This window comes from Candidatus Solirubrobacter pratensis, from assembly GCF_000425945.1.
Classification (GTDB): Bacteria; Actinomycetota; Thermoleophilia; order Solirubrobacterales; family Solirubrobacteraceae; genus Solirubrobacter; species Solirubrobacter pratensis.
The window spans coordinates 163,291-190,198 of the sequence record NZ_AUEK01000009.1 but is presented as its reverse complement, the minus strand read 5'-3'; the positions used below and the strand labels follow the sequence as shown (position 1 = coordinate 190,198).

Sequence of the window (26,908 nt, the reverse complement as noted above, 5' to 3'; positions counted from 1 at the left end):
GGCCGCGCCGGTGATCGAGCGTGTCCGTCAGGCCGCCGCGGCCGATGGACCCGCATCCCTTACCCGCGCAGTTCGCCGATCCGCGGCGGCGGCGCCGCGTCAGCGCTTCGAGGTACGACTTGCCGGCGCGACGACCACGCTCTTCTTCCGGCGGACGTCGCGCACGGTCACCGCGGCGGCGAGCACCGCGTCGAGCGCGCGATCCGGAGCACGCGCGCCCTTGCTCACGCGCGGCAGCGTCCCCGAGCAGGAGTCCTGCACGAGCCGGCGCGTCCCGCGGACCGTCGCCGCGCCGTACTGCCCGCGCGTGGAGGTGAACTGGAGCACCTGGTCGAACGCGCCGGACGAGAAGCCGTAGCGTGAGTTCACGATGCCCACGCGCGACCCGTTGACGCGCACGAACGGACGGCTCAGCGTCTGGCCGATCGGCGCCGGCGTCGTGGTGACGGTGCCGAGGCGCCTGGTGCGGGCGCGGCGGCGAGGACTGGAAGCGGCCGGCCCGCTGATCGGGGCGCAGCGGCGCCGCGACGAGCAGGTCGGCCGCGCTGAACGTAACCCAGCGCGGGACGAAGCCAGGAGATCGCAGACGTATCGCAGCGTCAGCGCCGCGGGCCGGCGCTGCGGAACGGCGTGTCGTCGAGCTCCGACGCTCCGGGAGGGAATCGCCCGGCGCGTCAGCGTGCGGCTGCGCCCTCGCGCTCGCGCCGGCTGCGCTCGCGCGCGATCGCGGCGCCGCCGGCGCAGCGCCGACCGCGGCCTCCCGGGCGGCGTCGTGGGCGCCCACGATGCCGAGCGCCGCCCGGTGGGCCACCCGCCACGCACGCTCGGCGAGCGAATCGTCCGTGAGGTCGCTGAGCGGGCGCGTCATCGACACTGGGGTTGCACCCGCCGCGCGGTCTACCGTAGGACCAGTGTCCCGTCTGGACGAGCTGCGCGCCGAGCACCACCGCCTCCTGCACTCGATGGAGTTCGCGTACGCGATGGGTCACTCGCGGACGCTGGGTCGCGACCCCCGGCTCGAGTGGGTCGTCGAGCGCGTCGCCGAGCTCCGGCGCGAGATCGACGCGCTCAGCGGCGACGGCGGCGGCGCGTCGCCCCCCTCGGCAAGCTAGGACGTGCTTCTTGATGCCCTCGCTCGCCTTCCTGCGGGGCCTATGACAGCGGCGTAAACGTGAACGAGGGGTGCGGCGGGACGTACCCGCCGACCTCGACGACGACTTGGTCGCGATCCCGGAGCTCGACCGCGGCGGGGTCGCCGGCGACCTCGGTGCCGTTGACGAAGGTTCGGACGCGGCCCGTGAAGGTGAGCAGGCGGTCGCGCCCGAGCGCCTCGCCCCAGACGGAGAAGACGTCGCCGAGACGCATTCCCGGCCGGGCGAGGTGGATGACGCCGCCGGCCTCGGTCGTCCACGCGGGCGCGTGCCAGAGCGCGGCGGTGACGAAGCCGTAGCGCGTGGTGCGGCCGCCGGATACGCCGATCCCGCCGGGCACGACGACGACGAGGCGATCGGCGAAGAGCTCGAGGTGGACGCGGATGCCCGAGCGGACGTCGCCGTGGATCCCCCGGAACGCCGCGGCGCCGGCGAGCGGCCAGCGGGCGGGCGGCTGGTACTGGGCCCCGGGGCCGATCGGGACCGGCTCGAACGGGGACTGCGCGGCGGCGGGCGCGGCCAGGGCTAGCCAGACCGCAATCGTTTGCAGCAGTCCCGCCGGCACGAGTGTCGCGTACACGAGGCCCAGTCCATCACAGCCGCACGAACTCGTCATGCCGCCTGTCGGACGCGATGGATGGGACCACGGTCGCGGAGTGGCTGCCGCGGTGCAGCCGCGTGCGATCGGGGACGAAGCCCGCCGGCGGGCGGTCGATGTCTTGGCGACCGACTCGAACAGCGGCGCGCCCGCGCGGCGCTGACGGCTCGCTGCCCTCGGGCTCGAGCGACCGGCTGACGGCGGCGACGTCCGCGCCCGCCGCCGCGAGCGCCTCGGCGAACGCGAGCCCGATCCCGCGCCGCGCACCGGTCACCACTGCGAGCTGCCCGCCGAGGTCGGACGTCACGGCCGCGCCGCCGCACGGCGCCGGCGCGCGCGGTCGCCGCGCGGACCGGCCATGCGCTGCAGCAGCTCGCCCGTGGAGACCTCCCGCGCGCCGAGCGCGACGGCGCGCTCGCGCACCCACGGCGGCAGGTCGTAGTGGTCGCCCTGGAAGCGGTGGCGCGGGATGCCGAGCCGCGCCGCGAACGCGTGCAACTCCTCGAAGTCGCCGTCGACGGCCATGTGGCACCAGCACTTCACCGCGTACGGGACGTGCGGGTACTCCCGCGCTGGATCGACGAGGACGGCCATGGGTCGCGGGTCCCATCTTGCCGGTTGGGGGAACTTCCGCGAGTCGCGGGCGTGAGTAAGGATGCAGGTCCAGGGCAGACCAACGGAGGGATCACAGAAGATGAAGTCAGGGAAGAGGCTCGCGGCCATGGCCGCGGCGGTCGTGTGCGCGGCGAGCGCCCCCGCGGCGGCGCAGGCCGCGGTGACGGGCTCGGTGACCGGCGACGGCGGCGCTCCGGTGGCGCTGACGCCTGGCCAGCCGCTCGCGATCAGGAACATGGACGTGCAGGCGCTGGTCCACGTCGACGCCGGCGATGCGGGCTCGTTCAAGATGGCCGTCGTCGACCAGAACGGCACCGGCGCGGCCACGGCGGGCATGTGCTGGCCGACGAGCGCGATCAACGACGACAAGAAGTACGTCGACTACCACGGCAACATGGCCTACACGCTCACGCTGAGCCTGTTCACCGACAAGAACTGCACGACGCTGAAGCGCACGGTGAGCTACCAGTGGAACGTGGGGGCGTCGGTCGGGCTCGCCCAGCCCGCGGGCCCGCTGCTCACGCGCGCCGCGAACTCCTTCAGCACGATCACGCAGGCGCTCGGCTTCGCCGGCAACCCTGGTGCGTCGTCGTACGAGATCAAGTACGCGCTCGGCGGCGTGCCGGCGCCCGACGGCAGCATCTCCGGCCCGGTGAAGGACGCCTACGTGGACTCGACGACCGGACGCGTGCAGATGCTCGAGCACATCCCGGGCACCTACCTGATGGTCGCCCGCGCGCGCTCCGGCAGCTACTACACGCCGTGGAGCCCGCCGATCGCGATCAAGCTGATCGCGCCGTTCGACCTCACGAGCACCTCGTTCCCCGACTCGCGCGGGCCGAGCTACCAGCTGCGGGGGATCGTCGGCGAGACGAGCGCCGGCGGGCGCGTGACCGTCGCCGCCGCCAAGGGCTCCAAGGGCGGCCGCTACCGCACGCTCGGCCGGGCGAAGGTCAACGGCAAGGGCGTCTTCAAGCTGCGCTTCCGGCTCAAGGAGCTCGGCGTCTACCGGCTGCGCTACTCGTTCAAGGGCTCGGCGACGGTCGCGCGCGGCACCGTCACCCAGAAGGTGCGCATCCGGCGCACGCGGGTCGGCTAGAGGCGTATGGTCGCCGCCTCGGCTGGGAGGCGACCGGCATCGCCGGCACCGCTCCTCAGGTCTTGTCCGCCGGCGGCGGCTTCGGCGTCTTCGGCTCGGGCGCGGGATCGGGCCCGCGCACCCACTGCGTGATGTGGTGGCGCCGGATCAGGAACGCGACCTCGGCGAGGTGCCCGGTGCCGGTGCCGCAGTCGGCGCCCGGGCGCCTGGTCAGCTCGAACGTCCCGACCACGAAGTGGTTGGCCGAGCGGCGCGTCTTGACCAGCTTCGCCCCGCACGGCAGCGTCTTGTTGAAGTGCTTGACGTCGGCGGGGCTCGAGAGCATCGCGTCGATGCCCGAGTTGGAGACGAGGCTGGGCACGGTGAAGTAGCGCGACGCCGCGTCGACGTGGCCCGCGCGCAGCTCGTCCGACCACCCGCGGATGATGCGCTTCTCCTCGCGCGTGACCGGGCCGCCCTCCGGCTTGGGCGTCGGCTGCGGGCTGGCGGTGGGCGTCGGCGTGGGGTTCACCAGCGGGAAGATGTTCACGCCGTGCCCGGTCTCGGCGTCCGGCGTGCGCAGGTCCGTTCGCTTGGCCGGCGCTCCGCCGCAGGCGGCCAGCACGAAGGCGAGCGCTGCCAGGCGCACGGCGGACTTCATGCCCTTGATGATCCCACCGTCTGTGCGAGTTGAAAACTACGACCGCTCGAGCGGGCGCCCCAGCGCGGCGGGCGCGATCGAGCGGCCGACCAGGCCGGTCACGGCGATCAGCGTCAGCACATAGGGCAGCGCCTGGAACAGGACGGCGCCCGATGGCGAGAACGTCGGCAGCCGCTGCGCCAGGGCCGAGCCGAAGCCGAACAGCAGCGTCGCGGCGAGCGCGGAGCCGGGGCGCCAGCGGCCGAAGATCAGCGCCGCCAGCGCGATGAACCCGCGTCCGGCGACCATGTTCTGCGTGAACGAGTGCACGAAGCCGATCGAGAGGAACGCGCCGCCCAGCGCGGCGAGCGCGCCCGACGTCATCACCGCGAGGTAGCGGGTGCGCACGACCGACAGGCCCGCCGTCTCGGCCGCCAGCGGGTTCTCCCCCGCCGAGCGCAGACGCAGGCCGGCCGGCGTGCGGAACACGACGACCCACGTGACCACCACGAGCGCGAGCGCGACCCAGACGAGCAGGTTGAGCTGGCCGAAGACGTCGCCGAGCAGCGGGACGGACTTGATCGGCAGGTGCACGTCCGGCACGCCCGGCAGGTTGTCCGGGGTGCCCTGGTCGCCGTAGATGTCGATGTAGAGGTAGCCGGTGATGCCGACCGCGAGCAGGTTGATCGCCGTGCCGGAGACGATCTGGTCGGCGCGCAGGTGGACCGCGAAGAGCGCGTGGATCAAGCCGAACACGCCGCCCGCGATGAGCGCGATCGCGATCCCGCCGATCCACGAGTTGGTGATGTCCGCCCCCCAGGCGCCGAAGAACGCGCCGGCGAGCATCATGCCTTCGAGCGCGATGTTGATCACGCCGCTGCGCTCGGAGAACAGGCCGCCGAGCGCGCCGAACGCCAGCGGGGTCGCGTAGCGCAGCGTCGCCGCCAGCAATGCGCCCCAGACGACGACGGTCTTGAGGTTGCCCTCCCCCGACTTGGTCGCCGCGTAGCCGCCGACGATGCCGACCGCGCCCGCGACGATCGCGCCCCAGCCGTGACGGTTGGCGCCGCCGCCCACGGCGTACGCGCCGGCGCCGATCGCCGCCAGGCCGAGGACGAGCACGACCGCGGGCGAGCGGACGACCAGCGGCGGGACGGCGACGAAGAACGCGAGGAAGCCGAGCACGACGCCGGCCCAGCCGGCGTTCTTGGCGTTGAGCGCCGAGGGCGCGCGGGTGGCGACCGCGGTGGTCATGCCGCCACCGCCGTCTCGGTCTCCGCGCCGCGCCGCCGCGCCTTGCGGCGCAGCCGCCACAGGTAGACGACGAGCACGTCGGTCGAGACGAGCAGCACGACGAGGCCCTGGATCACGTACGTCAGGTTCGACGCCAGCGCGGGCTCGAACACCTGCGGGTCAAGGTTGCGGACCGACGTGCCGGTGTTCATCGCGCCGAACAACAGCGCGGAGAAGAACACGCCGACCGCCGTGTTGCGGCCGAGCAGCGCGACGGCGATGCCGACGAATCCGAAGGAGTTGTTCTGGATGTCGTTGGTCGCCAGCCGGAACTGCCAGCCGAGGATGTCGATCGCGCCCGCGAGGCCGGCGAAGAGGCCGCAGATCGCCATCACCGTCACGTAGTTGCGGCGCACCGAGATGCCCGACGCGGCCGCCGCCTCGGGGTTGAAGCCGACCGCCCGCACCTCGTAGCCGAGCGTCGTGCGATTGAGGATCACCCAGAACACGAGCAGTGCGGCGAGCGCGAGGAACAAGCCGATGTGCAGCCCCTGCAGCTGCGGGTCGCCCCAGAACACCGGCAGGTGGGCGCTCTGCGCGATGTCGTTGGACTTCGGGACGTCCTGCTGCGTCGGATCGGTGTTCTGCAGCGGCCCGCCGAGGTTGAACAGGTACGAGCCGACCCAGATCGCGATCCAGTTGAGCATGATCGTCGTGATCACCTCGTTGGTGCCGGTGAACGCCTTCAGCGCGCCCGCGATCGAGGCCCACGCGGCGCCGGCGGCGCACGCGGCGACGAGCGCGAACACGATGTGGACGAGCCCCGGCATCCCCTTGAACGACGCGCCGATCCAGACCGCGACGAACGAGCCGACCAGGTACTGGCCCTGGCCGCCGATGTTGAACAGGCCGCAGCGGAACGCGAACGCGACGGCGAGGCCGACGAGGATCAGCGGCGTCGTCTGGATCAGCGTCTGCTGCAGGTTGAGCGCGGCGACCGTGCGGTCGTCGGCGCTGATCCACGGGAAGAACCAGTTCAGCCCCGTGCCGTCGAAGATCGCCTTGTAGGTCGAGATCGGGTCGTGGCCGGTGATCAGCACGACGAGGCCGCCGACGAGGAAGGCGATGACGACCGTGATCAGCGGCGTGATGATGCCGCCGCCGCGCAGGTAGGTCCCCAGCCGCGCGGCGACGGTCGCGTCGGGCGGGAGCTCGAGCTCCTCGTCGGGCCGGCTCACGTCACGACCTTCCGCCCTCCGCCGGTCATCACGAGGCCGAAGTCCTCCTCCGAGGCGGTCGGCGGGAGCTCCGCGACGATCTCGCCCTCGTAGATCACCAGCACGCGGTCGCTGAGCGAGCGGATCTCCTCCATCTCGAGCGAGACGAGCAGCACGGCGCGGCCCTGGTCGCGCTCCTCGACCAGCCGGCGGTGGACGAACTCGATCGCGCCGACGTCCAGGCCGCGCGTCGGCTGCGCGGCGATCAGCACGCGCGGCTCGGCGGCGAGCTCGCGCGCGATCACGACCTTCTGCTGGTTGCCGCCGGACAGCGAGCCGGCGCGCGTGTCGCAATCGCCCCCGCGCACGTCGAACTCCTTCAGCAGGCCGCGGGCCCGCGCCGTCATCCGCTTCGGCGACAGCCAGCCCTTGCGCGACAGCGGCGCCTTGCGGTAGTCGCGCAGCGAGATGTTCTCCGCGAGGTCGAACTCGAGCACCAGGCCGCGGCGGTGGCGATCCTCGGCGATGTGGCTGACGCCTGCGTCCAAGGTGTCGCGCGGGCTCGCGTGCGTGACGTCGCGGCCCTCGACCATCACCTGGCCCGCCTGCGGCCTGCGCAGCCCCATGATCGCCTCGATCAGCTCGCTCTGGCCGTTGGCGTCGACGCCGGCGATGCCGACGATCTCCCCCGCGCGGACCTCGAACGAGACCCCGTTGACGGCGGGCAGCCCGCGGTCGTCCTGGGCGGAGAGCCCGCGCACCTCGAGCAGCGGCTCGCCGGGCGCGGTGTCCTCCTTCTCGACGCGCAGCAGCACGTCCCGGCCGACCATCAAGCGTGCGAGCGAGCGCTCGGTGGAGCCCTCGGCGGGCACCGTGTCGATCCTCTCGCCGCGACGCAGCACGGTGATGCGGTCGGCGACGTCGAGCACCTCGTTGAGCTTGTGCGAGATGAAGACGATCGCCGTGCCCTCGGCCTTCAGGGCGCGCAGGACCCCGAAGAGGTCCTGCGCCTCCTGGGCGGTGAGCACGGCGGTCGGCTCGTCGAGCACGAGCACCTTCGCGCCGCGGAACAGCGCGCGCAGGATCTCGACGCGCTGCTGGGCGCCGACGCCGAGGTCCTGGACCTTCGCGTCCGGGTCGACCGCGAGGCCGAAGCGCTCCGACAGCTCGCGCACGCGCGCGGACGCCGCCTTGTAGTCGAGCAGCACGCCCTTGTGCGGCTCGGCGCCGAGCACCAGGTTCTCGGCGACCGTCATGACCGGCACCAGCATGAAGTGCTGATGCACCATGCCGATGCCGAGCCCGATGGCCCGCCGCGGGGAGTCGATCTTGACCGGCTCCCCGTCGAGGCGGATCTCGCCCTCGTCGGGCTGGTGGAGCCCGTAGAGGACGTTCATGAGCGTCGACTTGCCCGCGCCGTTCTCACCCAGCAGGGCGTGGATCTCGCCCTTGCGGACGTCGAAGTCCACCGCGCGGTTCGCGACCAACGTCCCGAACCGCTTGGTGATCCCCCGGAGCTCTAGCGCGGGCGCTCCGCTCACTTCGAGACGGTGTCCGGGATGTCGGCGATCTCGCCCGACTTGATCTTGTCCGCGACCGCCTGGACCTGGGCCTCGTACTTGGACCCGTCCGAGTTGGTCTTGCCGATCCCGACGCCGTCGTTGTTGAGGTCGAACGTCGTGTTCGTGCCGCCCTTGAGCGAGCCGTCCTGCGCCGCCTTGATCGCCGTCTCGACCGCGACGTCGACCTTCTTCTCGGCCGAGGTCATGACCTGCGGACCGAGGTAGGCCTGGTCGGCGTCGACGCCGACGCCCTGGACGCTCTTCTCCTTGGCCGCGTCCAGCGCACCGAGGCCGCACTGGCCCGCGACCTGGAAGACGACCTTCGCGCCCTGCTGGATCTGGTTGAGCGCGATCTCCTTGCACTTCGCCTGATCGACGAAGTCCTGGGAGTAGCCGTTGACGGTCTTGATCTTCGGATCGGCCGCCTTCGCGCCCGCCTGGTAGCCGGCGATGTAATGGTCGACCGGCGGGATCTTCTGGCCGCCGACCGAGCCGATCGTGTCACCGCCCGCGTCCTTGACGTACAGGCCCGCCATATAACCCGCGAGGTAACCCGCCTCCTGCTCCTTGAACAGCAGGCCCGTCACGTTGGTCGGCTTGTCCTTCAGGCCGGTCGCGTCGACGTCGATGATCGCGAACTTGGTCGTCGGGAACTTCGTCGCGACGGTGTCCATCGCGTCGGCCATCAGGAACCCGACGCCGATCACCAGGTCGTACTTCTGCTGGGCGAGCGTGGAGAGGTTGGGCACGTAGTCGGAGTTCGCCTTCGACGTCAGCACGCGCCCTTCGATTCCGAGATCCTTCTCGGCCTTCTCGAGGCCCGCGTTGGCGAGCTGATTGAACGAGCGGTCATTGAGACCGCCGATGTCGGTGACGAGACCGACCTTGATCTTCTTGGCCGCGGGCGTGCTCTGCGAGCTCCCGCCCGAGGATGAACCCGACGACGCGTTGTCGTCGGAGCCGCACCCGGCGACCACGAGCATCGCCGCGATGAGACCAAGAAGACCGATGAGATGAAGAGATCGGCGCACTGCCGGAACTCCTTCTGTTGTGGACGCGCGCTCGCGAGCCTAAAGGTTCGAGCGGCCGTCCTTAGCCGTCATACGTTTGAGCAGGGCGCGTTTGAGCGCATCGTCCGCAAAGGACGCCTCGATGGCGGTCCGCGTGAGACTCTCCAACTCACCCTCTCCAAAGCCGAGGCGCTCACGCGCCACGGCGTATTCGCCGCCGATGCTAGCGCCGAAGTAGGGCGGATCGTCTGAGCCCAATGTGACCTTCACACCGGCTTCGTACAGGCGGCGGAGCGGATGTTCCTCGTAGCTCGGGAAGACCTGCGTGGCCACGTTGGACGTGGGGCACGCCTCGAGGACTATCCCTCTGTCGGCGATGTCCTGGACCAATGCGGGATCTTCCACTGCACGGACGCCGTGGCTGAGGCGGGTGACCGGGAGCGTGAGCGCCTCGCGCACGGATCCGGCGCCGGCGTGCTCGCCCGCATGGACCGTGCACCCGAGGCCCGCGCGGCTGGCGATCTCGTACGCGGGGGCGAACTGCGCAGGGGGGTAGCCCGCCTCGTCGCCCGCCAGGTTGAAGCCGACGATGTACGGATGGCGCTCGCCGGCGTGCGACTGGGCGATGTCGATCGCGGCCTGGACGCCGAAGTTGCGGACGGCGACGAGCACAATCCGCGCCTCGATGCCGGCGTCGCGGCGGGCGTCGTCGATGCCCTGCGCGACGCCCGCCTGCTGCTCGGACGGCGGCAGCCCGACCGACTGCGCGTGGTCGGGGCTCACCAGCAGCTCGACGTAGATCGCGCCCTGGCGCGCGCAGGAGACGAGGTACTCGTACGTGACGTCGCGGTAGTCCTCGGCCGTCCTGATCACGGTCGCCGCGCGGTCGTAGGTGCGCAGGAAGTCGAGGAAGTCGACCCACTTGAAGCGGTCCGGCCCGTCGAACACGCCGTCCGGCACCGGGATGCCGTTGCGGTCCGCGAGGCGGCGGATCAGGTCCGGCGGCGCGGTGCCCTCGAGATGGACGTGGAGCTCGGCGAGCGCGGTCATCCGACGCGGCCGATGATGACGGGGCGCTCGGCCGGCGGCTCCGGCGAGACCTGCACGGCGTTCAGCAGCGCCGTCGCCGCCTCCTCGGCGGACGCGTCGCCGCGGGCGTGGACGAACGCAAGCGGCCGGTCCGGGCCCACCTGCGCGCCGGTCGGCGCGACGTCAGAGAGGCCGACGGCGGGGTCGATCGTGTCGTCCTCGCGGCGGCGGTTGCCGCCGAGCGCGGTGACGACGAGGCCGACGGCGCGGGCGTCCACCGACGAGACGTAGCCCGGGCGCTCCGGCGCGACGGGACGCGAGACGGAGGCGGCGGGAAGGTGGTCGGCGGGGTTCTCGACGAGGTCGGCGGGCCCGCCGAGGGCGGCGACCATCGCGCCGAAGCGCTCAGCGGCGGAGCCGTCGTCGAGGACCTTGATGACGTCCTCGCGCGCGGCCGCCTCGTCCGGCGCGAGGCCGGCCTTCACCAGCGCGGCGGCGGACAGCGCGACCGTCACCTCCAGCAGCCGCGGCTCGCGCGCCGCGCCGGTCAGCACGTCGATCGACTCGCGCACCTCGAGCGCGTTGCCGGCCGTCGTGCCGAGCACCTCGTCCATGTCGGTCAGCAGGGCCACGGTCGGCAGCCCGGCGCCGGCGGCGACGTCCACGAGCGCCCGCGCGAGCGCTTCGGCGTCCTCGCGCGCCGCCATGAACGCGCCCGACCCGGTCTTGACGTCGAGCACGAGCGCCTCCAGGCCGGCGGCGAGCTTCTTCGAGAGGATCGAGGCGACGATCAGCGGGATCGACTCCACCGTGCCCGTCGCATCACGCACCGCGTACAGGCGCCGGTCCGCCGGCGCGAGGTCGAGGGTCTGGCCGACGATCGCACAGCCGGCCTCGCGCACGACGCGCCGCAGCACCTCGGTGGACGGCGTCGAGGCGTAGCCGGGGATCGAGTCGAGCTTGTCGAGCGTCCCGCCAGTGTGGCCGAGGCCGCGGCCGGAGATCATCGGCACCGCAGCGCCGCACGCCGCCAGCACCGGCGCGAGGATCAGCGACACCTTGTCACCGACGCCGCCCGTCGAGTGCTTGTCGACGACCGGGCGGTCGAGGTCCCACCGCAGCACGATTCCTGAGTCCCGCATGGCGGTCGTGAGCGCGACGCGCTCCTCGCTGTCCATCCCCCGGATGAACATCGCCATCGCGAGCGCGCCGACCTGCGCGTCGGAGAGGCCGCCGCCGGCGATCCCGCCGACCAGGAAGCCGATCTCGTCGGCGGACAAGGTCGCGCCGTCGCGCTTGCGGCGGATCACCTCGGCGGGCAGCATCAGTAGCCGCCCGTGCCCGGGGCCTGCGCGTTGACGCCCAACGCGGCGAGGAGATCGCTCAACAGCCCGCTGGCGCCGAAGCGGAAGGTCGCGGGCGACGTCCAGCCCTCGCCGAGCACCTCGTCGGCGAGGGCGAGGTAGCTCGCCGCATCTTCGGCGGTGCGCACGCCGCCGGAGGCCTTGAAGCCGCCGCGGCCGGCGGCCGCGATCGCGGTCAGCATCGCGCGCGCGGCCTCGGGGGTCGCGCCGGGCTGGAGCTTGCCGGTGGAGGTCTTGACGAAGTCGGCGCCCTGGGCGAGCGCGTCGGCGGCGGCGGCCTCGATCGTCTCGGGGGAGCCGAGACGGCCGGTCTCGAGGATCACCTTGAGCACCGCGCCCGCCGTCGCGTCGCGGGCGGCGCGCACGACCTCCAGCGCCGCCTCGCGATCGCCCGCGGCGTAGCGCTCGTACGGCAGCACCACGTCGACCTCGTCGGCGCCGTCGTTGACGGCGGCGTCGGCTTCGCGCGCCGCGGCGTCGGGGTCCGGCGCGCCCGCCGGGAAGTTCGCCACCGTCGCCACGCGCACGCCGGTGCCCTCCAGCGCCTTCACCGCCTGGCGCACGAACGGCGCGTAGATGCACACCGCCGCGACCTCGCCGGCCGGCGTCACGGCCTGCGCGCACAGCGCGTCGATTCGCTCGGGCGTGTCGTCGTCGTTGAGGCTCGTCAGGTCCACCAGGCCAAGCGCCCGGCGGGCCGCTTCTTCACGTGTCATCGTCAAGCTCTCCCGCAAATCGCTCCACCAGCCGCACGAGGTCGCGCGCCGCGACGTGCGCGTTGCGCAGCGTCTGCTCGTGCGAGAGCTCCTCGCCGCCCATCCCCTCGGCGAGGTTCGTGATGGCCGACACACCTACCACGCGCAGCCCGGCGTGGCGCGCGAGGATCACCTCCGGGACGGTCGACATGCCGACCGCGTCGGCGCCGAGCACGCGGAACGCACGGATCTCCGCCGGCGTCTCGAACGCCGGGCCCGCGGTGGCGAGATAGACGCCCTCGGCGAGATCGATCATCTCCGCCTTGGCGGCCTTGCGCAGGACGCGGATGAGCTGGGGGTCGTAGGCGTCGCGCATCGAGGGGAAGCGCGGGCCGATCTCGTCCTCGTTGGGCCCGGTCAGCGGGCTCGAGCCGAGCATGTTGATGTGGTCGGTGATCGCCATCAGCCGCCCGGGGCCGACGTCCTCGCGCAGCGAGCCCGCCGCGTTGGTCACCAGCAGCGTGTCGGCGCCGAGCGCCTTGAGCGTGCGGATCGGGACCTTCATCGCCGCGGGATCGCCCTCGTAGGCGTGCTTGCGTCCGGCGAGCGCGGCGACCGGCAGGCCGTTGAGGTGCCCGAGCACGAGCTGCCCGCCGTGGCCGGCGACGCCGATCTCGGGGAAGCCGGGGAGCTCGGCGTACGGGATCGCGACCGGCTGGTCGAGGTCGTCCGTGAGCGCGCCGAGCCCTGAGCCGAGCACGATGCCGAGCTTCGGCGTCAGCCCGCGCTGCGCGAGCGCCTGCGCGGCGGCGGTCATCCCGGCAGGTACTCCGGGCCGAACGAGCGCGGCAGCAGGTCCTGGAGGGTTACCTGCTCGTGCGCGCCGGAGGTCGAGCACAGGTGGATCACGCCGTCGAGGTCCATGAACTCGCGCAGCCGCTGGCGGCAGCCGCCGCACGGGACGCACACCTCCGCGCCCGCCGCGATCACGGCCGCCTCGGTGACGCGCGTGCGCCCGGCGGCGACGAGCGCGCCGATCGCCGAGGCCTCGGCGCACTGCCCCTGCGGGTAGGCCGCGTTCTCGACGTTGGCGCCGGCGTGGATCGAGCCGTCGTCGGCGCGCAGGGCGGCGCCGACGCTGAAGCCGGAGTACGGGGCGTGCGCGCGGGCCATCACGGCGCGGGCGGCGTCGACGAGCGCGTCGGCGCCGACCGCCTGGTCGGAGTAGGAGCTGCGCAGGATGCGCTCCGGCGCGATCTCGAGCGCCTGCGTGAGCTGCGTCACCCGCTCGAGCTCGCCGAGCAGGTTCGACCCGTCGTCGGCGACGCCTTCGAGCTCGATGAAGCTCCCGAGCCCGGCGACCGCGTCGAGGTGGATCCTGACGCCCTTCCACAGCAGCAGGTGGCGCTCCTTGTCCACGACGGCGAGCGTCCCGAGCGCCGCTTCCAGCGCGGCCCGGGTCTCCGCCGGGTCGCTGATCGGCACCAGCCGGTACCGGCTCTCGCGCGCCTCGGCGGCGTCGACGCGGTCGTACTGCACGAGCGTCGCGCCCCCGGGTTCCTCCTCGCGCAGCTTCAGGCGGCCGGAGGGGACGCGGAAGTACGTGTCACGCTGGCGCAGGATGCCGCGGTCCTCGGCGCCGAGGCCGAGGCACACCTCGAGCGAGCGCTCGGGATCCGGATCCGTGGCCTTGAGCTCCACGTTGCGGCGGGGCGGCGCGGACATGGGCTGTGACGGTAGTGACTCCGCGGCGGCGGCGCGGCGCGGCGTGGCGAGCGCCGCGCGCGCGTCCACCCCACCCGGTAGGTTCCGCGCGATGGAGGGTGTGACGGTCGTCGACCACGTCCTGCTCGGGCGCCTGCTTTCGATCCTGCGCGACAAGGACACGCCGCACCGCGTGTTCCGCGAGACGATGACCGACGCGGCGCTGATCCTCGGGTACGAGGCGATGCGCTCGCTCCGCCCCGCGGAGATCGAGGTCACGACGCCGCTCGAGACGGCCGCCGGGATCAAGCTCGCCGACGAGGTCTTCGTCGTCGCGATCCTGCGCGCCGGGCTCGGCCTCGTCGACGGCTTCCTGCGGCTCGTGCCTGACGCGCGCGTCGGGCACCTGGGGATGTACCGCGACGAGGAGGCGCTGCGCCCCGTCGGCTACTACGAGAACATCCCGGCCGGCGTCGAGCAGGCCGAGGTGTTCGTCGTCGATCCGATGCTTGCGACCGGCGGCAGCGGGACGCAGGCGATCGCGCGGCTCAAGCGGGCCGGCGCGAAGCGGATCCACTTCGTCTGCCTGGTCGCGGCGCCCGAGGGCGTGAAGGCGCTGCGCGAGACGCATCCCGACGTCGACATCACGACCGCGACGATCGACCGCCAGCTCGACGAGACCGGCTACATCCGCCCTGGCCTGGGCGATGCGGGCGACCGCATCTTCGGGACCGATCGCTGAAAGTCCCAGCTACCCTTGCGCCCCCGATGCTGCGGAACCGACTGCTGATCCTGCCCTTGCTCGCCGCGACCTTCGCGGTCGCCGCCTGCGGCAACGACAAGAACGACGAGGCCGCGGCGACGCCCGCGGCCACCGAGACCGCCACCGACGCGCCCGCGGAGACGCCGACCCCGGCCGCCTCGGAGGCGAAGAAGCCCGTCGTGAAGGTGCCCAAGGGCCCGCCCCCCAAGAAGCTGGTCATCAAGGACCTCAAGAAGGGCACGGGGGCCGAGGCGACCGACGGCAGCACCGTCAGCGTCCAGTATGTCGGCGTGCTCTATGACGGGGGCAAGCAGTTCGACGCCTCGTGGGACCGCGGCCAGCCGTTCTCCTTCCCGCTCGGCGCCGGCCAGGTCATCCCGGGCTGGGACCAGGGCGTCAAGGGCATGAAGGTCGGCGGGCGGCGCGAGCTGATCATTCCGCCCGACCTCGGCTACGGCGCGCAGGGCGCGGGCGCGGACATCCCGCCGAACGCGGCGCTGATCTTCGTCGTCGACCTGCTCGACGTCCAGCAGTAGCGCTAGCGGAGGCCGGTCTCACCGGCCGTCAGCACGGCGCCCAGCAGGGTGCCGAGCAGCAGGCCGTGCAGCGTCTCGCGGTCGATGTCGCGGTGCTCGACCCAGTCGAGGATCGCGCCGTCCATGAACCACAGCCAGCCGCTGACGGCCGTCCGCAGCACCGGCGTCGCGGGGTCCTCCCCGCGGAGGCCGTCGACGATCCGCTGCGCCGTCTCGCCGCGCACGCGCTCGAGCATCGAGCGCACCTCGGGGACGGCGCCGGCCGAGCGGAGCATCTTCGCGTAGCCGTCCGTGTAGTCCTCGACCCAGCCGAGGTATGCGTCGAGCGAGCCTGAGAGCTGCTCCAGCGGCTCCAGCGACGGGTCGGGCCGCGTGCGCTCCTCGAGCTCCGCCGCCGCCTTCTCCAGCGTGGCGACGAAGTACGCCTCCTTGGAGGGGAAGTAGTGGTACAGGAGCGCCTTCGAGATGCCGGCCTCCTTGGCGATCCTCGCCATCGACAGCTCGTCGTAGGCGAAGCGCGTGAACAGGTCCGCGCCGAGCTCGAGCAGCCGTCGGCGGCGCTCGTCGACGTCCAGGCGCGTGTAGGCGGGGCCGCTCATCGCCTCTCACACGCTAACTGACCGTCGGTCGATCCCCTGTTGACGCGCCGGCGTGGGCTGCCCGACCTGCGCGAGGCGGGGGCGGATGCGCGCTGACCGGGCCTATTCTTGGAAGGTTGCCTGAGCCCCGCCACCCCACTTCGCTCGACGAAGAGCTCCTCGAGGCCGAGAGCTACGCGATCCTCAGCGAGCTCACCGACGCGCAGCGGCTGCTGCGGATCCAGGACGAGCTGCGCGCCGGCTTCGCGCGGCTCTCGCACATCGGCAAGGCGGTCTCGGTCTTCGGCTCCGCCCGCACGCCTCGCGACCACCCCCGCTACGCCGCCGCGCGCAACCTCGCGCGGCGGCTGGGCGAGGAGGGCTACGCGATCATCACCGGCGGCGGACCGGGGATCATGGAGGCGGCCAACCGCGGCGCGCGCGACGCCGGCGCGCCGTCGATCGGCCTCGGGATCGACCTTCCACACGAGCGCTCGCTGAACGAGTACGTCGAGGTCGGCCTGACGTTCCATTACTTCTTCACGCGCAAGGTCATGTTCGTGCGCTACGCGAGCGGGTTCGTCGTCTACCCCGGCGGCTTCGGCACCCTCGACGAGCTCTTCGAGGCGGCCACGCTGCGCCAGACGCAGAAGATCCGCTACTTCCCGATCGTGCTCGCAGGCAGCGACTACTGGTCCGGGCTCGTGGACTGGTTGCGCTCGACCGTCGAGGCCGACGGCAACGTCGGCCCGGCCGACGTGCGCTCGCTCGTCGTCGCCGACACGGTGGAGGACGTGCTCGAGACGGTCGAGGCCGTCGAGCACCGGCGCCCGCGCGGGCAGCGCCGGCGCGCGGCCTGAGCCGGTTCCAGGCTGCTCGCGATCCTCTTCGCCCACGGTCAGCGCCGCCTCGCAGGAGATGGCCTCGACCCCGACGAGGCCGGCAACGCCGTCACCGACATCGCGACCGCGATCGGCCAGGTAGCGATCCGGCGCGGCGGGCTGACGGCCACGGATGATCCCCCTCGTGCGCGGATCCCGGGCGCGAGTTGCGGGATCGGCGAACTGCGCGGGTGAGGGAGGCGGGTCTGTCCGGCTCGGTGGGCCGGCGGTCACGATCGATCATCGCGGGACCCGCCGGCGCAGCGCTCAGGAGCGCGACGCGGCAACCCACTCGCCGTCGCGGCGTCCGAGCACCAGCCGGTGCCGGGCGCCGCCGGCGCGGCAGTCGAAGACCGCCTGATCCTCGTCGGTGCCGGGGCGGTCCACCACCTCGACGAGCGTCAGCTCGTCCGGCTCGGAGCCGAGCTGCTCGGCTCCGATGCGGCGCGCGGCGGTCTCGAGCCGCTCGCGGTCCCAGCCGCGGTCGGCGGCGGCCGCGGCGACGAGGTCACGCTCGACCTGCGCGAGCGAGCGCTCGAACGCGGGCCGGCTGCGGGCGAGCTGGCGCGTCCGGGCGATGATGCCGCCGGCGATGAGGAGCACCAGCACGACGAGCACGATGATCAGCCAAAGGGGCATGGCGTGGAAGATTAGTAGGAGATGAGCCGGTTCTTACGCGGGAACGGCGCGAGAGGCGAGATGGGCGCCGACCTTGCGCTTGACGCGCTGGAGCGCATTGTCCACCGTCTTGCAGTCGCAGCCAAGCCGCTCGCCGATGGTCGTATAGGAATGGCCGTCGAGGTAGAGCGAGAGCACTCGCGATTCGAGCTCTGAGAGCACGGTCGACAGGCAGGCGACGAGCGAGCGCAGCTCCTCCGAGGAGATCACCTGGTTGACCGGGTCGTGGACCGTCGAGCCCGGGAGCATCTCGTCCAGCGTGGGCTCGCTGTCGGAGCTGCCGGCCGGGGTCGCCGAGAAGGAGACGTAGCCGTTCAGCGGCGTGTGCTTGTTGCGCGTCGCCGTCTTGACCGCGGTGATGATCTGGCGCGTGATGCACAGCTCCGCGAAGTTGCGGAACGAGGACTCGCGGTCAGAGCGGAAGTCGCGGATCGCCTTGTAGAGGCCGACGAGGCCTTCCTGGATCAGGTCTTCGGAGTCGCCGCCGACGAGGAAGTACGACGACGCCTTGAGGCGGACGAAGGACGCATACCGGCGCACGAGGCGGTCATAGGCGTCGTGGCTTCCCTGTTTTGCCAGAGCGAGGAGGTAGCCGTCGTCAAGCTGAAGCTGAGCTTGAGACTTGGTGGGAGATAACCTAGCCACGAACGTGCGTCCTTTCCAGGGCCTTTCAGCCCTGAAGCGTCGTGGCGCACACCTCCCCCGGCGCCGCTATTGACCTGAGCCGAGGATGACATCGCTCACCCTCAAGCTCAACTTGATGTGCTTAGGGTGGCAGGCTTATGTCGAGGCGTCAAGCCGCTGCTGCAACATCTCGTACAGGAGCACCGCGGCGGTGGCGCTCACGTTGAGGCTCGCGATCCGCCCGCGGAGCGGCAGTGCGACCAGGTCGTCGCACATCGAAGCGACGCGCGGCCGTAGGCCCTTGCCCTCGGCGCCGAGCACCAGGACGACCGGTCCGCGGTAGTCCGGCTTGTCGTACGGCGTGCGCGCCCCGGCCGCGGCGCCGTAGACCCAGGCGCCCGATGCCTTCGCCTCGGCGAGGAAGTCGGCGAGGTTGCGGACCTGCGCGATCGGGATGTGCTCGACGGCGCCCGCGCTCGCCTTGGCGACGGCGGCGGTGACCTCGGCCGAGCGGCGCTCCGGGATCACGATCCCGGTCACGCCGGCGGCCTCCGCCGTGCGGGCGATCGCGCCCAGGTTCTGCGGATCGGTGACCTCGTCGAGCGCGACGATCAGGGGATCGGGCTGCTCCAGCAGCTCGGCGGCGTCGGCGTACGGGTACGGATCGACGAGCGCGCACACGCCCTGGTGCGCGTCCGAGCCGCAGCGCTCCTCGATCTCCTCGGCGGAGACGACCGAGACCCGGGCGGAGCCCCAATCCTCCTGCGCCGCCGCCTGGGTGGCCCAGATCCGGTGGACGCGGCGGCGCCCGCGAAGCGCCTCGTGGACCGGGTTGCGGCCGTAGATGACGCGCGAGGAGACGCGCGGGGAGTCGTCGGGCGCCCCCGCGGGTGAAGCGTGGGGGCCGCGCGAGCCGGTGGGGCGCGGCGCAGCGGCACCGCCGCGCGAGCCGGCGCCGCCGCCGCCGCGCGCCCCCGCGGGTCCCCCGCGTCCACCCGGCGCGGGGCGGCCGCCGCGTCCCGCCGCGGGCTTCTTGCCGCGGCCCGGGCCCCCGCGCCCGCCTTCGGGTCTGCGCCCGGGGCTCATGCCCGCACCAGCTCGGGGCCGTCGGGGCCGTCGCGGACCTCCCAGCCGGCGGCGCGCAGCTCGTCGCGCAGGCGGTCGGCCTCGGCCCAGTCGCGGGCCTTGCGCGCGGTCTCGCGGCGCCCGGCGAGGTCCCACGCCTCCGCGGGCGCGTCCTCCGCGTGCACCAGCAGCGTCTCGAGCCCGAGCACGCTCAGCATCTCGAGCAGGTCCGCGTCGCCGACCGGCTCCTCCGAGCGGTTCGCGTCGCGCACCCATCCGAACAGCGCCGCCAGCGCGTCCGGCGTGTTGAAGTCGTTGGCCAGCGCGGCGAAGAACGCCTCGCGGTGATGTGCGATGGACTCCGGCGAGCGTTCCCCGGCGATGAGCCTCCTGCCCGCGTCGCGGATCCGCCCGACCGAGCGCACCGCCTCCTCCATGCGCTCGTTCGAGAAGGCGATCGGCTGGCGGTAGTGACCGCCGCTGAAGTACAGGACGAGCGCCTCGCCGCCGTACTCGTCGAGCACGTCGGCGAGCCGGCGGATGTTGCCGACCGACTTCGACATCTTCTCGTTGGTCAGCTCGAGCATCCCGTTGTGCATCCACACGCGCGCCAGCGGCTTCCCGCGCGCGGCGAGCGTCTGGGCCTGCTCGTTCTCGTGGTGCGGGAACGCGAGGTCCACGCCGCCGCCGTGGATGTCGAACTCGACGCCGAGCAGCTGCTCGGCCATCGCGGAGCACTCGATGTGCCAGCCCGGCCGGCCTTCGCCCCACGGCGAGCGCCAGGACGTGTCCTCGCCCGGCTTGTGCGCCTTCCAGAGCGCGAAGTCGAGCGGATCCTCCTTGAGGTCCGCGCCTTCGACGCCCTCGCCCTGGTCCATCTGCTCGATGTCGCGCCGCGAGAGCTCGCCGTAGGACGGCAGCGTGCGGACGCGGAAGTACACGTCGCCGTCGCGGGCGTACGCGTGCCCCGAGTCGACGAGCGCCTGGATCAGGTCGACGATCGGGCCGATGAACTCCGACGCGTACGGCTCGGCGTCCGGCCGCCCGAGGCCGATCCGGTCGGTGTCCTCGCGGTAGTGCCGCGCCATCTCGGCAGCCAGCTCCGCCGACGGGCGGCCGGCCTTGGAGGCGGCGTCGTAGATCTTGTCGTTGATGTCGGTGACGTTGCCGACGAGCGTGACGCCGTAGCCCTCGTGCTCCAGGAAGCGCTTGAGCTGCGAGAACACGACGAACGGACGCGCGTTGCCGACATGCACGCGGTCGTAGACGGTCGGCCCGCACGCGTAGATGCCGACGCGGGCGGGATCGCGGGGCTCGAACGGCGCCACCTGGCGCGTTCGCGTGTCGTAGAACGTGACGTCGCGCACGGTCGGAGCCTAGCCGCCGCCCATCTGGGTAGGGTTGCCGGGATGGACGACCTGGGGGGTCTGGCCGTCGACGCGTTCCGGTCGCTGCCGGCGAGGTACCTGGGTGCGGCGCCCGGCTTCGACGCCACATACTGCATCCGGCTCGGGGACATCGGGCGCTCGTGGGAGGTGCGCTGCACGGCCCATGGCGCGCGCGTGCGCGCGGGGGCGACGCGCCGTGAGCCCGACGTCGTGATCGGGACCGACGCCCGCACCTGGCTGGACCTGCGCGAGGGCCGTTTGTCCGGTGTGGAAGCGTTCTCACAACGGCGGCTCTACGCGCGCGGCGACCTCGATCTCGCGGTCGGGTTCGAGGGCCTGTTCCGGCTGCCCAACGGGCGCCCGCCGCTGCTGCGCGTCCACGACGTGCCGGTCGGGCGGCTCAAGCTGTCGGCGCTCACGATGGGCGAAGGGCCCGACATCCTGCTGCTGCACGGCCTCGGAAGCACGAAGGCGTCCTTCTTCGAGACCGCGGCGGCGCTCAGCCGCAACTACCGCGTGCATGCGCTCGACCTGCCCGGGTTCGGTGGGTCGAGCAAGCCGTCGATGGCGCCCTACGGCGCGCCGTACGCGGCGCGCCAGGTCCTGGGCGCGATGGACGCGATGGGGATCGCGCGGGCCCACATCGTCGGCAACTCGATGGGCGGCCGGGTCGCGATCGAGGTCGGCCTCACGCGGCCGGACCGCGTCCGCGGCCTCGGTCTCCTCTGTCCGGCCGTCGCGTTCGTCCGGCGCGACTGGCACTGGCTCGTCAAGCTCTCGCGCCCGGAGCTCGGGATGCTCCCGCACTCGCTCGGGCGCGCGCGGATCGAGCGGCAGTTCTGGGCGCTGTTCGCCGACCGCGACCTCGTGGACCCGAGCGTGGCCGACATCGTGGTCGACGAGTTCGAGCGCATCTACCGCTCGGCCGGCGCGCGGCTCGCGTTCCTGGCGAGCGCGCGGGCGATCTACCTGGAGCGCGCGTATGGGCGCGGCGGGTTCTACGAGCGCCTGTCGGGCCTCGAGCCGCCGGCGCTGTTCGTCTGGTCCTCGCACGACCGGCTGATCCCGGAGCGCTTCCGCATGCACGTGGAGCAGGCGCTCCCGAGCGCGGAGCAGGTCGTCCTGCGAGGGACCGGACACGTGCCGCAGGTCGAGCGGCCGGAGCGCACGAACGGCCTGCTGTCGCGGTTCTTCGCGCGCGTGGACGCACTCGGCGGCGCGCGCGGAGGGCTGAAGGCGGCCTGAGGCGGGTAGCCGACCAGGAGATGAGCGCAACCGCGCAGAACGGACACGGCCACGCCGGCGACGCGCGCCGGGCGCTGCGCCGCGGCGAGCCCGCCCCGGTCGCGGGCGGCGCGGCCTCGCATTCCGGCGACGCCCCGCGCGGCGACCCCCCACGCTCGCGCCTCGGCCGCCTCACCGGCGCCCTCACCGCGCTCCCGCGCGCGATCGCCGGCCGCGTCCCGGCCGCCGACCTCGACGAGCGCGATCCCGACTACATCCGCGAGACCCTCCCGCGGCTGTGGCTCGCCTCCTCGCTCTGGTACCGCGGCGAAGTCCGCGGCCTGGGTAACGTGCCGGAGGACGGGCCCGTGCTGCTCGTCGGCAACCACTCCGGTGGCAACCTCACGCCGGACACGCTCGTCTTCACGCTCGCGTTCTCGACCTACTTCGGCGTCGAGCGCGCCTTCCACCAGCTCGCGCACAACCTCGTGCTCTCCTATCCCGGGCTCTCCTTCCTGCGCAAGTACGGGACGGTCGCGGCGTCGCAGGAGAACGCCCGCCGGGCGCTGGAGTCCGGCGCCGCCGTGCTCGTCTACCCAGGCGGCGACTACGACGTCCACCGCCCCAGCTGGCACGGCAACCGCATCGACTTCGGCGGCCGCAAGGGCTTCATCCGGCTCGCCATCCAGCAAAACGTGCCGGTCGTGCCGGTGGTCGGCATCGGCGGACAGGAGACCGCGCTGTTCCTGTCGCGCGGCGAGCACCTGGCGCGGGTGCTCGGCCTCGACAAGCTGCTGCGGCTCAAGGTGCTGCCGATCTCGCTCGCGCTGCCGTGGGGGCTCAACGTCGGCGACATGCTCGGGCACATCCCGCTGCCGGCCAAGATCACCGTCGAGGCGCTGCCGCCGATCCACCTGCGCGAGGAGTTCGGCCCCGACCCCGACGTCGACGAGGTCTACGAGCGGATCGTCCGCACGATGCAGGAGACGCTCGACGCGCTGGCCGCCGAGCGGCGATTCCCGGTGATCGGATGAGGATCTGCGAGCACGTCGTCGTCGCCGCGCCGCCCGCGCTGGTGTGGGAGCAGGTCTCCGACCCGTCGCGGGTGCTGCACTTCTTCGCCGGCGTCACGCGCTGGGAGGTCGCGGGCGAGCTGCGCTCGGGCCTCGGCGCGCGCTATCGGATGCTGCTGCGCGTCGGCTCGGCGGAGGTCGGGGGGCTGATCGAGGTCGTCGAGTTCGCGCCCGAGCGCGACCTGGCGTGGACGTCGGTCACCGGCGTCGACCAGCACGGCCGCTGGCGCCTGCGTCCTGCGGCGGGCGGCTGCACGCGCGTCGAGCTGCGGCTCCAGTACGGCGTCGCCGGTGGCGGGATCTCCTCCTGGCTCGCCGAGCGCCTCGCCGCGCCCACCGTGCGCGGCCACGCCCGCCGGACGCTCGCCCAGCTCAAGCGCACGGTCGAGCACGAGCAGCTCCGCGCGGCGGCGGCCAAGCGCCGGGCAGCACGCGCTACAACGTGAGCATGCCGACAGCCCCAGAGCCGACGCGGGTGAACGGCCCGACGTCGGAGGGCGAGCAGATCTGTCACATCGTGACCGAGGAGGACCCGGACACGGCACTGTGCGGCAAGGACGTCACCGGCTGGCCCTGGAACCCTCCGTGGCCGTATTGCGTCGTCTGCCTGGACCTCCTGCAATCGCGCTTCAGCTGAGCATGCTCCTCTAGACCCCGCCTCAGCGGATCCGGTAGCGGTACGGGATCGCGACCTGCTCGTTGCCGTAGTAGAGCCGCGCGCTGAAGTCGTCGACGTAGAGCACGCCGTCGACGACCGAGCCCCGCCGCCCGTGCGGCGTGAACGTCACCGTGATCGTGCCGCTCTGCCCCGGTGCGAGCGTGAGCGGCGTGAAGCCCGGCGCGCCGGGATCGACGGCCTGGCGCCAGACGTCGCCCGTCGAGGAGCTCACGCCGGTGTCGAACGCCCGCGTGCGGACGAGCATGCCGGTGTCCACCTTGCCGCTTGCCGGCCCGTCGAAGGGCCCGCGCAACGCGGGCGCCAGCAGCCACGGTCCGGGCGCGACCTCGGACGACGCGTAGGCCGCCGCGGCCCGGTTGCCCGCGCTGGTGCCGAGCACGTCCGGGTCGCCCTCGCCGAAGACGGCGTAGCCCAGCTCGAGCAGGATCGGCGCCGACGCCTCGGCCGCGGCGAGCACGCTGCTCGTCTGCGTCGGCACGAGGAAGTACGGCGGCGCCTGGTCGCCGGGGATCGGCAGCGGGACGCCGGTCGCCTGCGTCAGCGACAGCAGCGGCAGCGTGTCCTGGCGCTGCAGCCGCGGGTCGGCGAAGACGTCCTCGATCCCCGCGCCGGAGTTGCGCACGGTGAGCGTGGCGGTCACCGGCCGGCCCGCCTCGAGCGCCTCGCCATGCGGGATCCCGTGCGCCTTCACCGCCGGTTTGTCGAACCCGATCGTCCCGTGATACGGCGCCGACGGCGCGTTGCCCCCGACCGGGTTGAGCACGTTGACGACGAGCTTCCAGCGACCGGGCCGCGGCCGCAGCCGGTAGGCGGTGAACCCGTGCGTGAGCTGGAGCCCCGGGGCACCGGCGTAGCCGCTGTCGGCCGCGCCGAGCGCGTTGCCCTGCGGGTCGATCAGGTAGCCCTGCACCTCGGTCCCCTCGTCGTCGGGGAACGTCAGCGAGGCGGTCAGCTCCGGGCGCCCGGGCGGGACGTCGAACGCGAACGTCTCCTGCTGGGCCGGGCCGGGCCGGCCGTTGCCGCCGGCCAGCGTGCCGGAGAACCGGCCGCCATCGCCGTCGACCGGCACGAGCGAGCGCATGACGACCGGCACCACGGTGCGATCGCCGGAGCCGTCCTCGATCACGAGGTCGTGCGCGCCGTCGCCGGGCGTCCGGGGCAGCGAGACGTGCACGCGGAAGCGGCCCGTCTCGCCGGGCGCGAGCGTCTGGCCGGCCGGCGAGACGGCGTCGACCGCGCCGAAGCGCTGGGTCGCGAACTCGAGATGGACCGGCCCGGAGAACGTGCCGTCGCGGATGAAGGCGATCGCGGTCCAGGTCCCCGCCGCGGGCCGGCGGACGTCGACCTGCCCGTGATCCCCGTTGCCCTGCGGGCGCGTGTAGGCGGCGTAGGCGCCACTCGGGTCGATCACGGTCAGGCCCACGCGCGCGCTGGGTCCGGGCCACGCGTCATAGGCGACCAGCCGGTCGGCGCCGGCGGGCACGGTGAACGTCGTCCGTGCGTACGGGAGCGGCTTGCCGAAGCCGTCGATGAACGTGGGGTTGCCGGGGCCGAGCGTGACGTCGGCCTTCGCGTCGCTGGCCTGGGTCGTCAGCGCGCGGGCATGGGCGCTCACCGTCTGCGGCGCGGCGCCCGTGTTCGTCACCGAGACCGTCGCGTCGGCCGGCGTGCTCCCCGCCGGCCCGGTGACCTGGAGCTTGCCTGGACCGATCAGCAGCGAGTGGGCCGCCGGCGACCCGTGATCGACGGACTGCGCCGCCTGCACCGCCTTCAACGCATCGACCTCGCCGGCGCCCTGCTCGGCGCTCGGGAAGCCGAGGTCGTCGGCCGTGCTCATGAGGATCTGCTTGACCAGCGCGGGAGCCGGGGTACGGCCGCCGTGCGCGTCGCGGTAGGCCTCGATCACCAGCGCGGCGGCGCCGGCGGTGAGCGGCGTCGACTGGCTCGTGCCGCCGAACTGCTGGAGCGGCGAGGAGCCCGTGAAGCCGGTGCAGTCGGTGTAGAGCGCGACGTTCGGGCTGCACAGCGCCCAGTCCGCCTCGCCCGGCGCGACCAGGTCGACGCTCTGCGCGTCCTGCCCGAAGCCGCCGCCGCCGATCGAGGAGACGTTGTCGCTCAGGTAGCTGCCGTTGGAGAACTGGAACCCGTAGGAGGTCGTCTGGGCGTAGTTGCGGAAGTTGGTGCTGGCGCCCGCGTTGATCACCAGCGGGTCGGTGGAGGGAGCCGACGGGCTCGCCTCGGCGCCGGAGTCGCCGCTGCCCTGGGACACCGTGACGCCGGCGGCGACGGCCTGGTCGTTGAAGCGCCGGATCAGGTCCTCGGTCGTGTCGGGGATCGGGTAGCCGCCGAACGACTCGCTGATGATGTCGGCGTGGTCGTGGGTGACCGCCCACTCCATGCCCTGCACGATCGCCGAGCTGAACGCCGAGCCCACGCTGCCGAACACCTTCATGCCGATCAAGGACGCGCCCGGGGCGACGCCGCGGACGGTGATCGTGCAGCCGGGCGGCAGCGGATGCGCCGGGCTGACGACGCTCGACAGGTCGTACACCTGGCGGCCCTGCGCGGCGATCGAGCTCGCGTCGCCGAACGCCTCCGCGGCCCCGGTGACGGCGTTCGGGCCATCGCCGCTGAAGTCGCGGTAGTCGATGAAGACGTGCGAGCCGTCCGGGCGGATGAAGTCCGGGTTGTCGATGTCGAGGCCGTCCGCGAAGAACGCGACCTTGACGCCGCTGCCGGTGGCGAGCGACTGCGCCTGCGGCGTCGCGGTGTCGTCGTACGCGACATGCATCGTCTGCAGGGCCTCAGGCTCGAGCAGCGGCTTGGCCGGATCCGCGGGGCAGGTCCCCGTCAGCGGGGTCGACGGGTTGCCGGGCGGCGCGGCGGGCGCCGGCCCCGGATCGTCCTGCCGCGGCAGCGACACGACCTGGTCGGGGACCACTTGCGCGACGGCAGGGTCGGCGGCGAGCCGGGCGCGCTCTGCGCCGGAGACCGTCGCGCTGAAGCCGTTGAGGACGTGGAACTCGCGCGTCACGTGCCCGCCCGCCCGGGCGATCCGGGCCTTCAGCGGGCGCCGGTCGCGCGCCTGGAGCCTGTCGCGGGCGCGCAGGCTCGCTGCGCTCGCGGGGTGGCCCGGATGCTGGTCACGCAGCACGACGATCACATGCTGGGAGAGCAGCCTCGAGTCGCGCGTGACACGCATGGCGGGCAAGCCGCGGTGCGCCGGCGTGCGATGCGCCGGGGGCGGCGCGCTCCCCATCGCCTGCGACGCGCCTGCCAGCGCCAGCAGCGGCACCGCCAGCACGGCCGTCCGCGGCCTCCAGATCCCTCGCATCATCGACCTCCCAGTCGCCGCCGCCCGCCCCTGCGTCAGAGCCGACGGCAGCACGTTAGTGCGACGCGAGCGGCTTTGCGCAGCTACTGCTGACCGTTATGGGTGCATGATGAAGCGCCGATGGGATGCTCAGCGGGCGAGATGCTCGCGCGCCTCGCCCCAGCGCCAAATCCGTCGCGCGCACGCGCA

The 26,908-nt window shown here is 72.8% G+C and carries 28 protein-coding genes and 1 pseudogene; 9 read left to right on the top strand and 20 right to left on the bottom strand.

Annotation, left to right across the window (positions count from 1 at the left end; genetic code table 11):
* Window positions 1–99: 99 nt before the first annotated feature.
* Entirely contained in the window at window positions 100–369 is a 270-nt protein-coding gene (locus tag H958_RS0114295) for a hypothetical protein (RefSeq protein ID WP_156027986.1), read from the bottom strand.
* A gap of 542 nt (window positions 370–911) precedes the next feature.
* Here H958_RS0114295 and H958_RS0114290 point away from each other — a divergent pair.
* Window positions 912–1,112: a hypothetical protein gene (locus H958_RS0114290; protein WP_028059172.1), complete on the top strand. Its 201-nt coding sequence runs from the start codon at window positions 912–914 to the stop codon at window positions 1,110–1,112.
* A gap of 40 nt (window positions 1,113–1,152) precedes the next feature.
* Here H958_RS0114290 and H958_RS0114285 read toward each other — a convergent pair whose 3' ends face one another.
* From H958_RS0114285 to H958_RS47530, 3 genes and pseudogenes are all read right to left on the bottom strand, one after another.
* Entirely contained in the window at window positions 1,153–1,731 is a 579-nt protein-coding gene (locus H958_RS0114285) for a hypothetical protein (protein ID WP_028059171.1), read from the bottom strand.
* A gap of 184 nt (window positions 1,732–1,915) precedes the next feature.
* Window positions 1,916–2,056 (bottom strand): annotated as a pseudogene (locus H958_RS49070) (SDR family NAD(P)-dependent oxidoreductase); the annotation flags it as partial.
* On the bottom strand, window positions 2,053–2,343 hold the full coding sequence (locus tag H958_RS47530; protein ID WP_028059169.1) for a DUF4031 domain-containing protein: 291 nt from the start codon (window positions 2,341–2,343) through the stop codon (window positions 2,053–2,055). The gene H958_RS47530 and the pseudogene H958_RS49070, both read right to left, overlap by 4 nt.
* A 127-nt stretch (window positions 2,344–2,470) precedes the next feature.
* Here H958_RS47530 and H958_RS0114270 point away from each other — a divergent pair, with 127 nt between their 5' ends.
* Entirely contained in the window at window positions 2,471–3,463 is a 993-nt protein-coding gene (locus H958_RS0114270) for a hypothetical protein (RefSeq protein ID WP_028059168.1), read from the top strand.
* 55 nt (window positions 3,464–3,518) lie between these two features.
* Here the strand turns inward: H958_RS0114270 and H958_RS0114265 are convergent, their stop codons facing one another.
* The 10 genes from H958_RS0114265 to H958_RS45110 all read right to left on the bottom strand — a co-directional run bounded on the left by H958_RS0114265 (window position 3,519) and on the right by H958_RS45110 (window position 13,917).
* The gene (locus tag H958_RS0114265) at window positions 3,519–4,103 is read right to left on the bottom strand and encodes a hypothetical protein (protein WP_028059167.1); all 585 of its coding nucleotides are present in this window, start codon (window positions 4,101–4,103) and stop codon (window positions 3,519–3,521) included.
* 36 nt (window positions 4,104–4,139) lie between these two features.
* On the bottom strand, window positions 4,140–5,336 hold the full coding sequence (locus tag H958_RS0114260) for an ABC transporter permease (protein ID WP_081685923.1): 1,197 nt from the start codon (window positions 5,334–5,336) through the stop codon (window positions 4,140–4,142).
* Window positions 5,333–6,553: an ABC transporter permease gene (locus H958_RS0114255; protein WP_051324246.1), complete on the bottom strand. Its 1,221-nt coding sequence runs from the start codon at window positions 6,551–6,553 to the stop codon at window positions 5,333–5,335. Before H958_RS0114255 ends, H958_RS0114260 begins: the two co-directional genes overlap by 4 nt.
* Window positions 6,550–8,073 carry an ABC transporter ATP-binding protein gene (locus H958_RS0114250; RefSeq protein ID WP_028059164.1) on the bottom strand — a complete coding sequence of 508 codons (1,524 nt, stop codon included), beginning with the start codon at window positions 8,071–8,073 and terminating at the stop codon, window positions 6,550–6,552. The genes H958_RS0114255 and H958_RS0114250 overlap by 4 nt, the downstream gene beginning before the upstream one ends.
* A complete protein-coding gene (locus H958_RS0114245; protein WP_081685884.1) occupies window positions 8,070–9,077 on the bottom strand; it encodes a BMP family lipoprotein in 1,008 nt (335 codons plus the stop codon). The genes H958_RS0114250 and H958_RS0114245 overlap by 4 nt, the downstream gene beginning before the upstream one ends.
* A gap of 87 nt (window positions 9,078–9,164) precedes the next feature.
* Entirely contained in the window at window positions 9,165–10,154 is a 990-nt protein-coding gene (add, locus tag H958_RS0114240) for an adenosine deaminase (RefSeq protein ID WP_028059162.1), read from the bottom strand.
* Window positions 10,151–11,458, bottom strand: a complete 1,308-nt coding sequence (gene deoA / locus H958_RS0114235) for a thymidine phosphorylase (protein ID WP_028059161.1) — start codon at window positions 11,456–11,458, stop codon at window positions 10,151–10,153. The genes add and deoA overlap by 4 nt, the downstream gene beginning before the upstream one ends.
* Window positions 11,458–12,174 carry a deoxyribose-phosphate aldolase gene (gene deoC / locus H958_RS0114230; RefSeq protein ID WP_231379247.1) on the bottom strand — a complete coding sequence of 239 codons (717 nt, stop codon included), beginning with the start codon at window positions 12,172–12,174 and terminating at the stop codon, window positions 11,458–11,460. The genes deoA and deoC overlap by 1 nt, the downstream gene beginning before the upstream one ends.
* A gap of 28 nt (window positions 12,175–12,202) precedes the next feature.
* Window positions 12,203–13,009: a purine-nucleoside phosphorylase gene (locus tag H958_RS0114225; RefSeq protein ID WP_028059159.1), complete on the bottom strand. Its 807-nt coding sequence runs from the start codon at window positions 13,007–13,009 to the stop codon at window positions 12,203–12,205.
* On the bottom strand, window positions 13,006–13,917 hold the full coding sequence (locus H958_RS45110; RefSeq protein ID WP_081685922.1) for a cytidine deaminase: 912 nt from the start codon (window positions 13,915–13,917) through the stop codon (window positions 13,006–13,008). The genes H958_RS0114225 and H958_RS45110 overlap by 4 nt, the downstream gene beginning before the upstream one ends.
* Before the next feature lie 91 nt (window positions 13,918–14,008).
* On the opposite strand from H958_RS45110, the gene upp reads away from it, so the two are divergent.
* Both upp and H958_RS0114210 read left to right on the top strand, forming a co-directional pair.
* The gene (gene upp / locus H958_RS0114215) at window positions 14,009–14,638 is read left to right on the top strand and encodes a uracil phosphoribosyltransferase (protein WP_028059157.1); all 630 of its coding nucleotides are present in this window, start codon (window positions 14,009–14,011) and stop codon (window positions 14,636–14,638) included.
* A gap of 200 nt (window positions 14,639–14,838) precedes the next feature.
* A complete protein-coding gene (locus H958_RS0114210; RefSeq protein ID WP_028059156.1) occupies window positions 14,839–15,195 on the top strand; it encodes an FKBP-type peptidyl-prolyl cis-trans isomerase in 357 nt (118 codons plus the stop codon).
* Window positions 15,196–15,197: 2 nt separating this feature from the next.
* On the opposite strand, the gene H958_RS37295 is transcribed toward H958_RS0114210, so the two are convergent.
* On the bottom strand, window positions 15,198–15,794 hold the full coding sequence (locus H958_RS37295) for a TetR/AcrR family transcriptional regulator (protein ID WP_051324245.1): 597 nt from the start codon (window positions 15,792–15,794) through the stop codon (window positions 15,198–15,200).
* 116 nt (window positions 15,795–15,910) lie between these two features.
* On the opposite strand from H958_RS37295, the gene H958_RS0114200 reads away from it, so the two are divergent.
* Window positions 15,911–16,633 (top strand): LOG family protein, encoded by a 723-nt coding sequence (locus H958_RS0114200; RefSeq protein WP_028059155.1) that lies wholly within the window; start codon window positions 15,911–15,913, stop codon window positions 16,631–16,633.
* A 288-nt stretch (window positions 16,634–16,921) separates the two neighbouring features.
* Here the strand turns inward: H958_RS0114200 and H958_RS0114195 are convergent, their stop codons facing one another.
* The 4 genes from H958_RS0114195 to cysS all read right to left on the bottom strand — a co-directional run bounded on the left by H958_RS0114195 (window position 16,922) and on the right by cysS (window position 20,388).
* The gene (locus H958_RS0114195; protein WP_028059154.1) at window positions 16,922–17,293 is read right to left on the bottom strand and encodes a hypothetical protein; all 372 of its coding nucleotides are present in this window, start codon (window positions 17,291–17,293) and stop codon (window positions 16,922–16,924) included.
* 33 nt (window positions 17,294–17,326) lie between these two features.
* Complete coding sequence (gene sigH / locus H958_RS0114190) at window positions 17,327–17,977, bottom strand: RNA polymerase sporulation sigma factor SigH (protein ID WP_028059153.1); 651 nt, start codon at window positions 17,975–17,977, stop codon at window positions 17,327–17,329.
* Window positions 17,978–18,112: 135 nt separating this feature from the next.
* Window positions 18,113–19,042: a 23S rRNA (guanosine(2251)-2'-O)-methyltransferase RlmB gene (gene rlmB / locus H958_RS37290; protein WP_081685882.1), complete on the bottom strand. Its 930-nt coding sequence runs from the start codon at window positions 19,040–19,042 to the stop codon at window positions 18,113–18,115.
* The gene (cysS, locus tag H958_RS0114180; RefSeq protein WP_028059152.1) at window positions 19,039–20,388 is read right to left on the bottom strand and encodes a cysteine--tRNA ligase; all 1,350 of its coding nucleotides are present in this window, start codon (window positions 20,386–20,388) and stop codon (window positions 19,039–19,041) included. The genes rlmB and cysS overlap by 4 nt, the downstream gene beginning before the upstream one ends.
* A gap of 42 nt (window positions 20,389–20,430) precedes the next feature.
* Between cysS and H958_RS0114175 the strand changes: the two genes are divergently transcribed.
* Genes H958_RS0114175 through H958_RS46295 form a run of 4 tightly spaced genes read left to right on the top strand, consistent with a single transcriptional unit; the run spans window position 20,431 to window position 23,343 of the window.
* A complete protein-coding gene (locus tag H958_RS0114175; protein WP_028059151.1) occupies window positions 20,431–21,654 on the top strand; it encodes an alpha/beta fold hydrolase in 1,224 nt (407 codons plus the stop codon).
* A 20-nt stretch (window positions 21,655–21,674) separates the two neighbouring features.
* Window positions 21,675–22,667, top strand: coding sequence for a 1-acyl-sn-glycerol-3-phosphate acyltransferase (locus H958_RS37285; protein ID WP_081685881.1), 993 nt, complete (start codon window positions 21,675–21,677; stop codon window positions 22,665–22,667).
* On the top strand, window positions 22,664–23,152 hold the full coding sequence (locus tag H958_RS37280; RefSeq protein ID WP_051324244.1) for an SRPBCC family protein: 489 nt from the start codon (window positions 22,664–22,666) through the stop codon (window positions 23,150–23,152). The genes H958_RS37285 and H958_RS37280 overlap by 4 nt, the downstream gene beginning before the upstream one ends.
* A gap of 2 nt (window positions 23,153–23,154) precedes the next feature.
* Entirely contained in the window at window positions 23,155–23,343 is a 189-nt protein-coding gene (locus H958_RS46295; RefSeq protein ID WP_156027983.1) for a hypothetical protein, read from the top strand.
* Between the two features lie 22 nt (window positions 23,344–23,365).
* Here H958_RS46295 and H958_RS37275 read toward each other — a convergent pair whose 3' ends face one another.
* On the bottom strand, window positions 23,366–26,719 hold the full coding sequence (locus H958_RS37275; protein WP_196807347.1) for a S8 family serine peptidase: 3,354 nt from the start codon (window positions 26,717–26,719) through the stop codon (window positions 23,366–23,368).
* Window positions 26,720–26,908 lie beyond the last annotated feature (189 nt).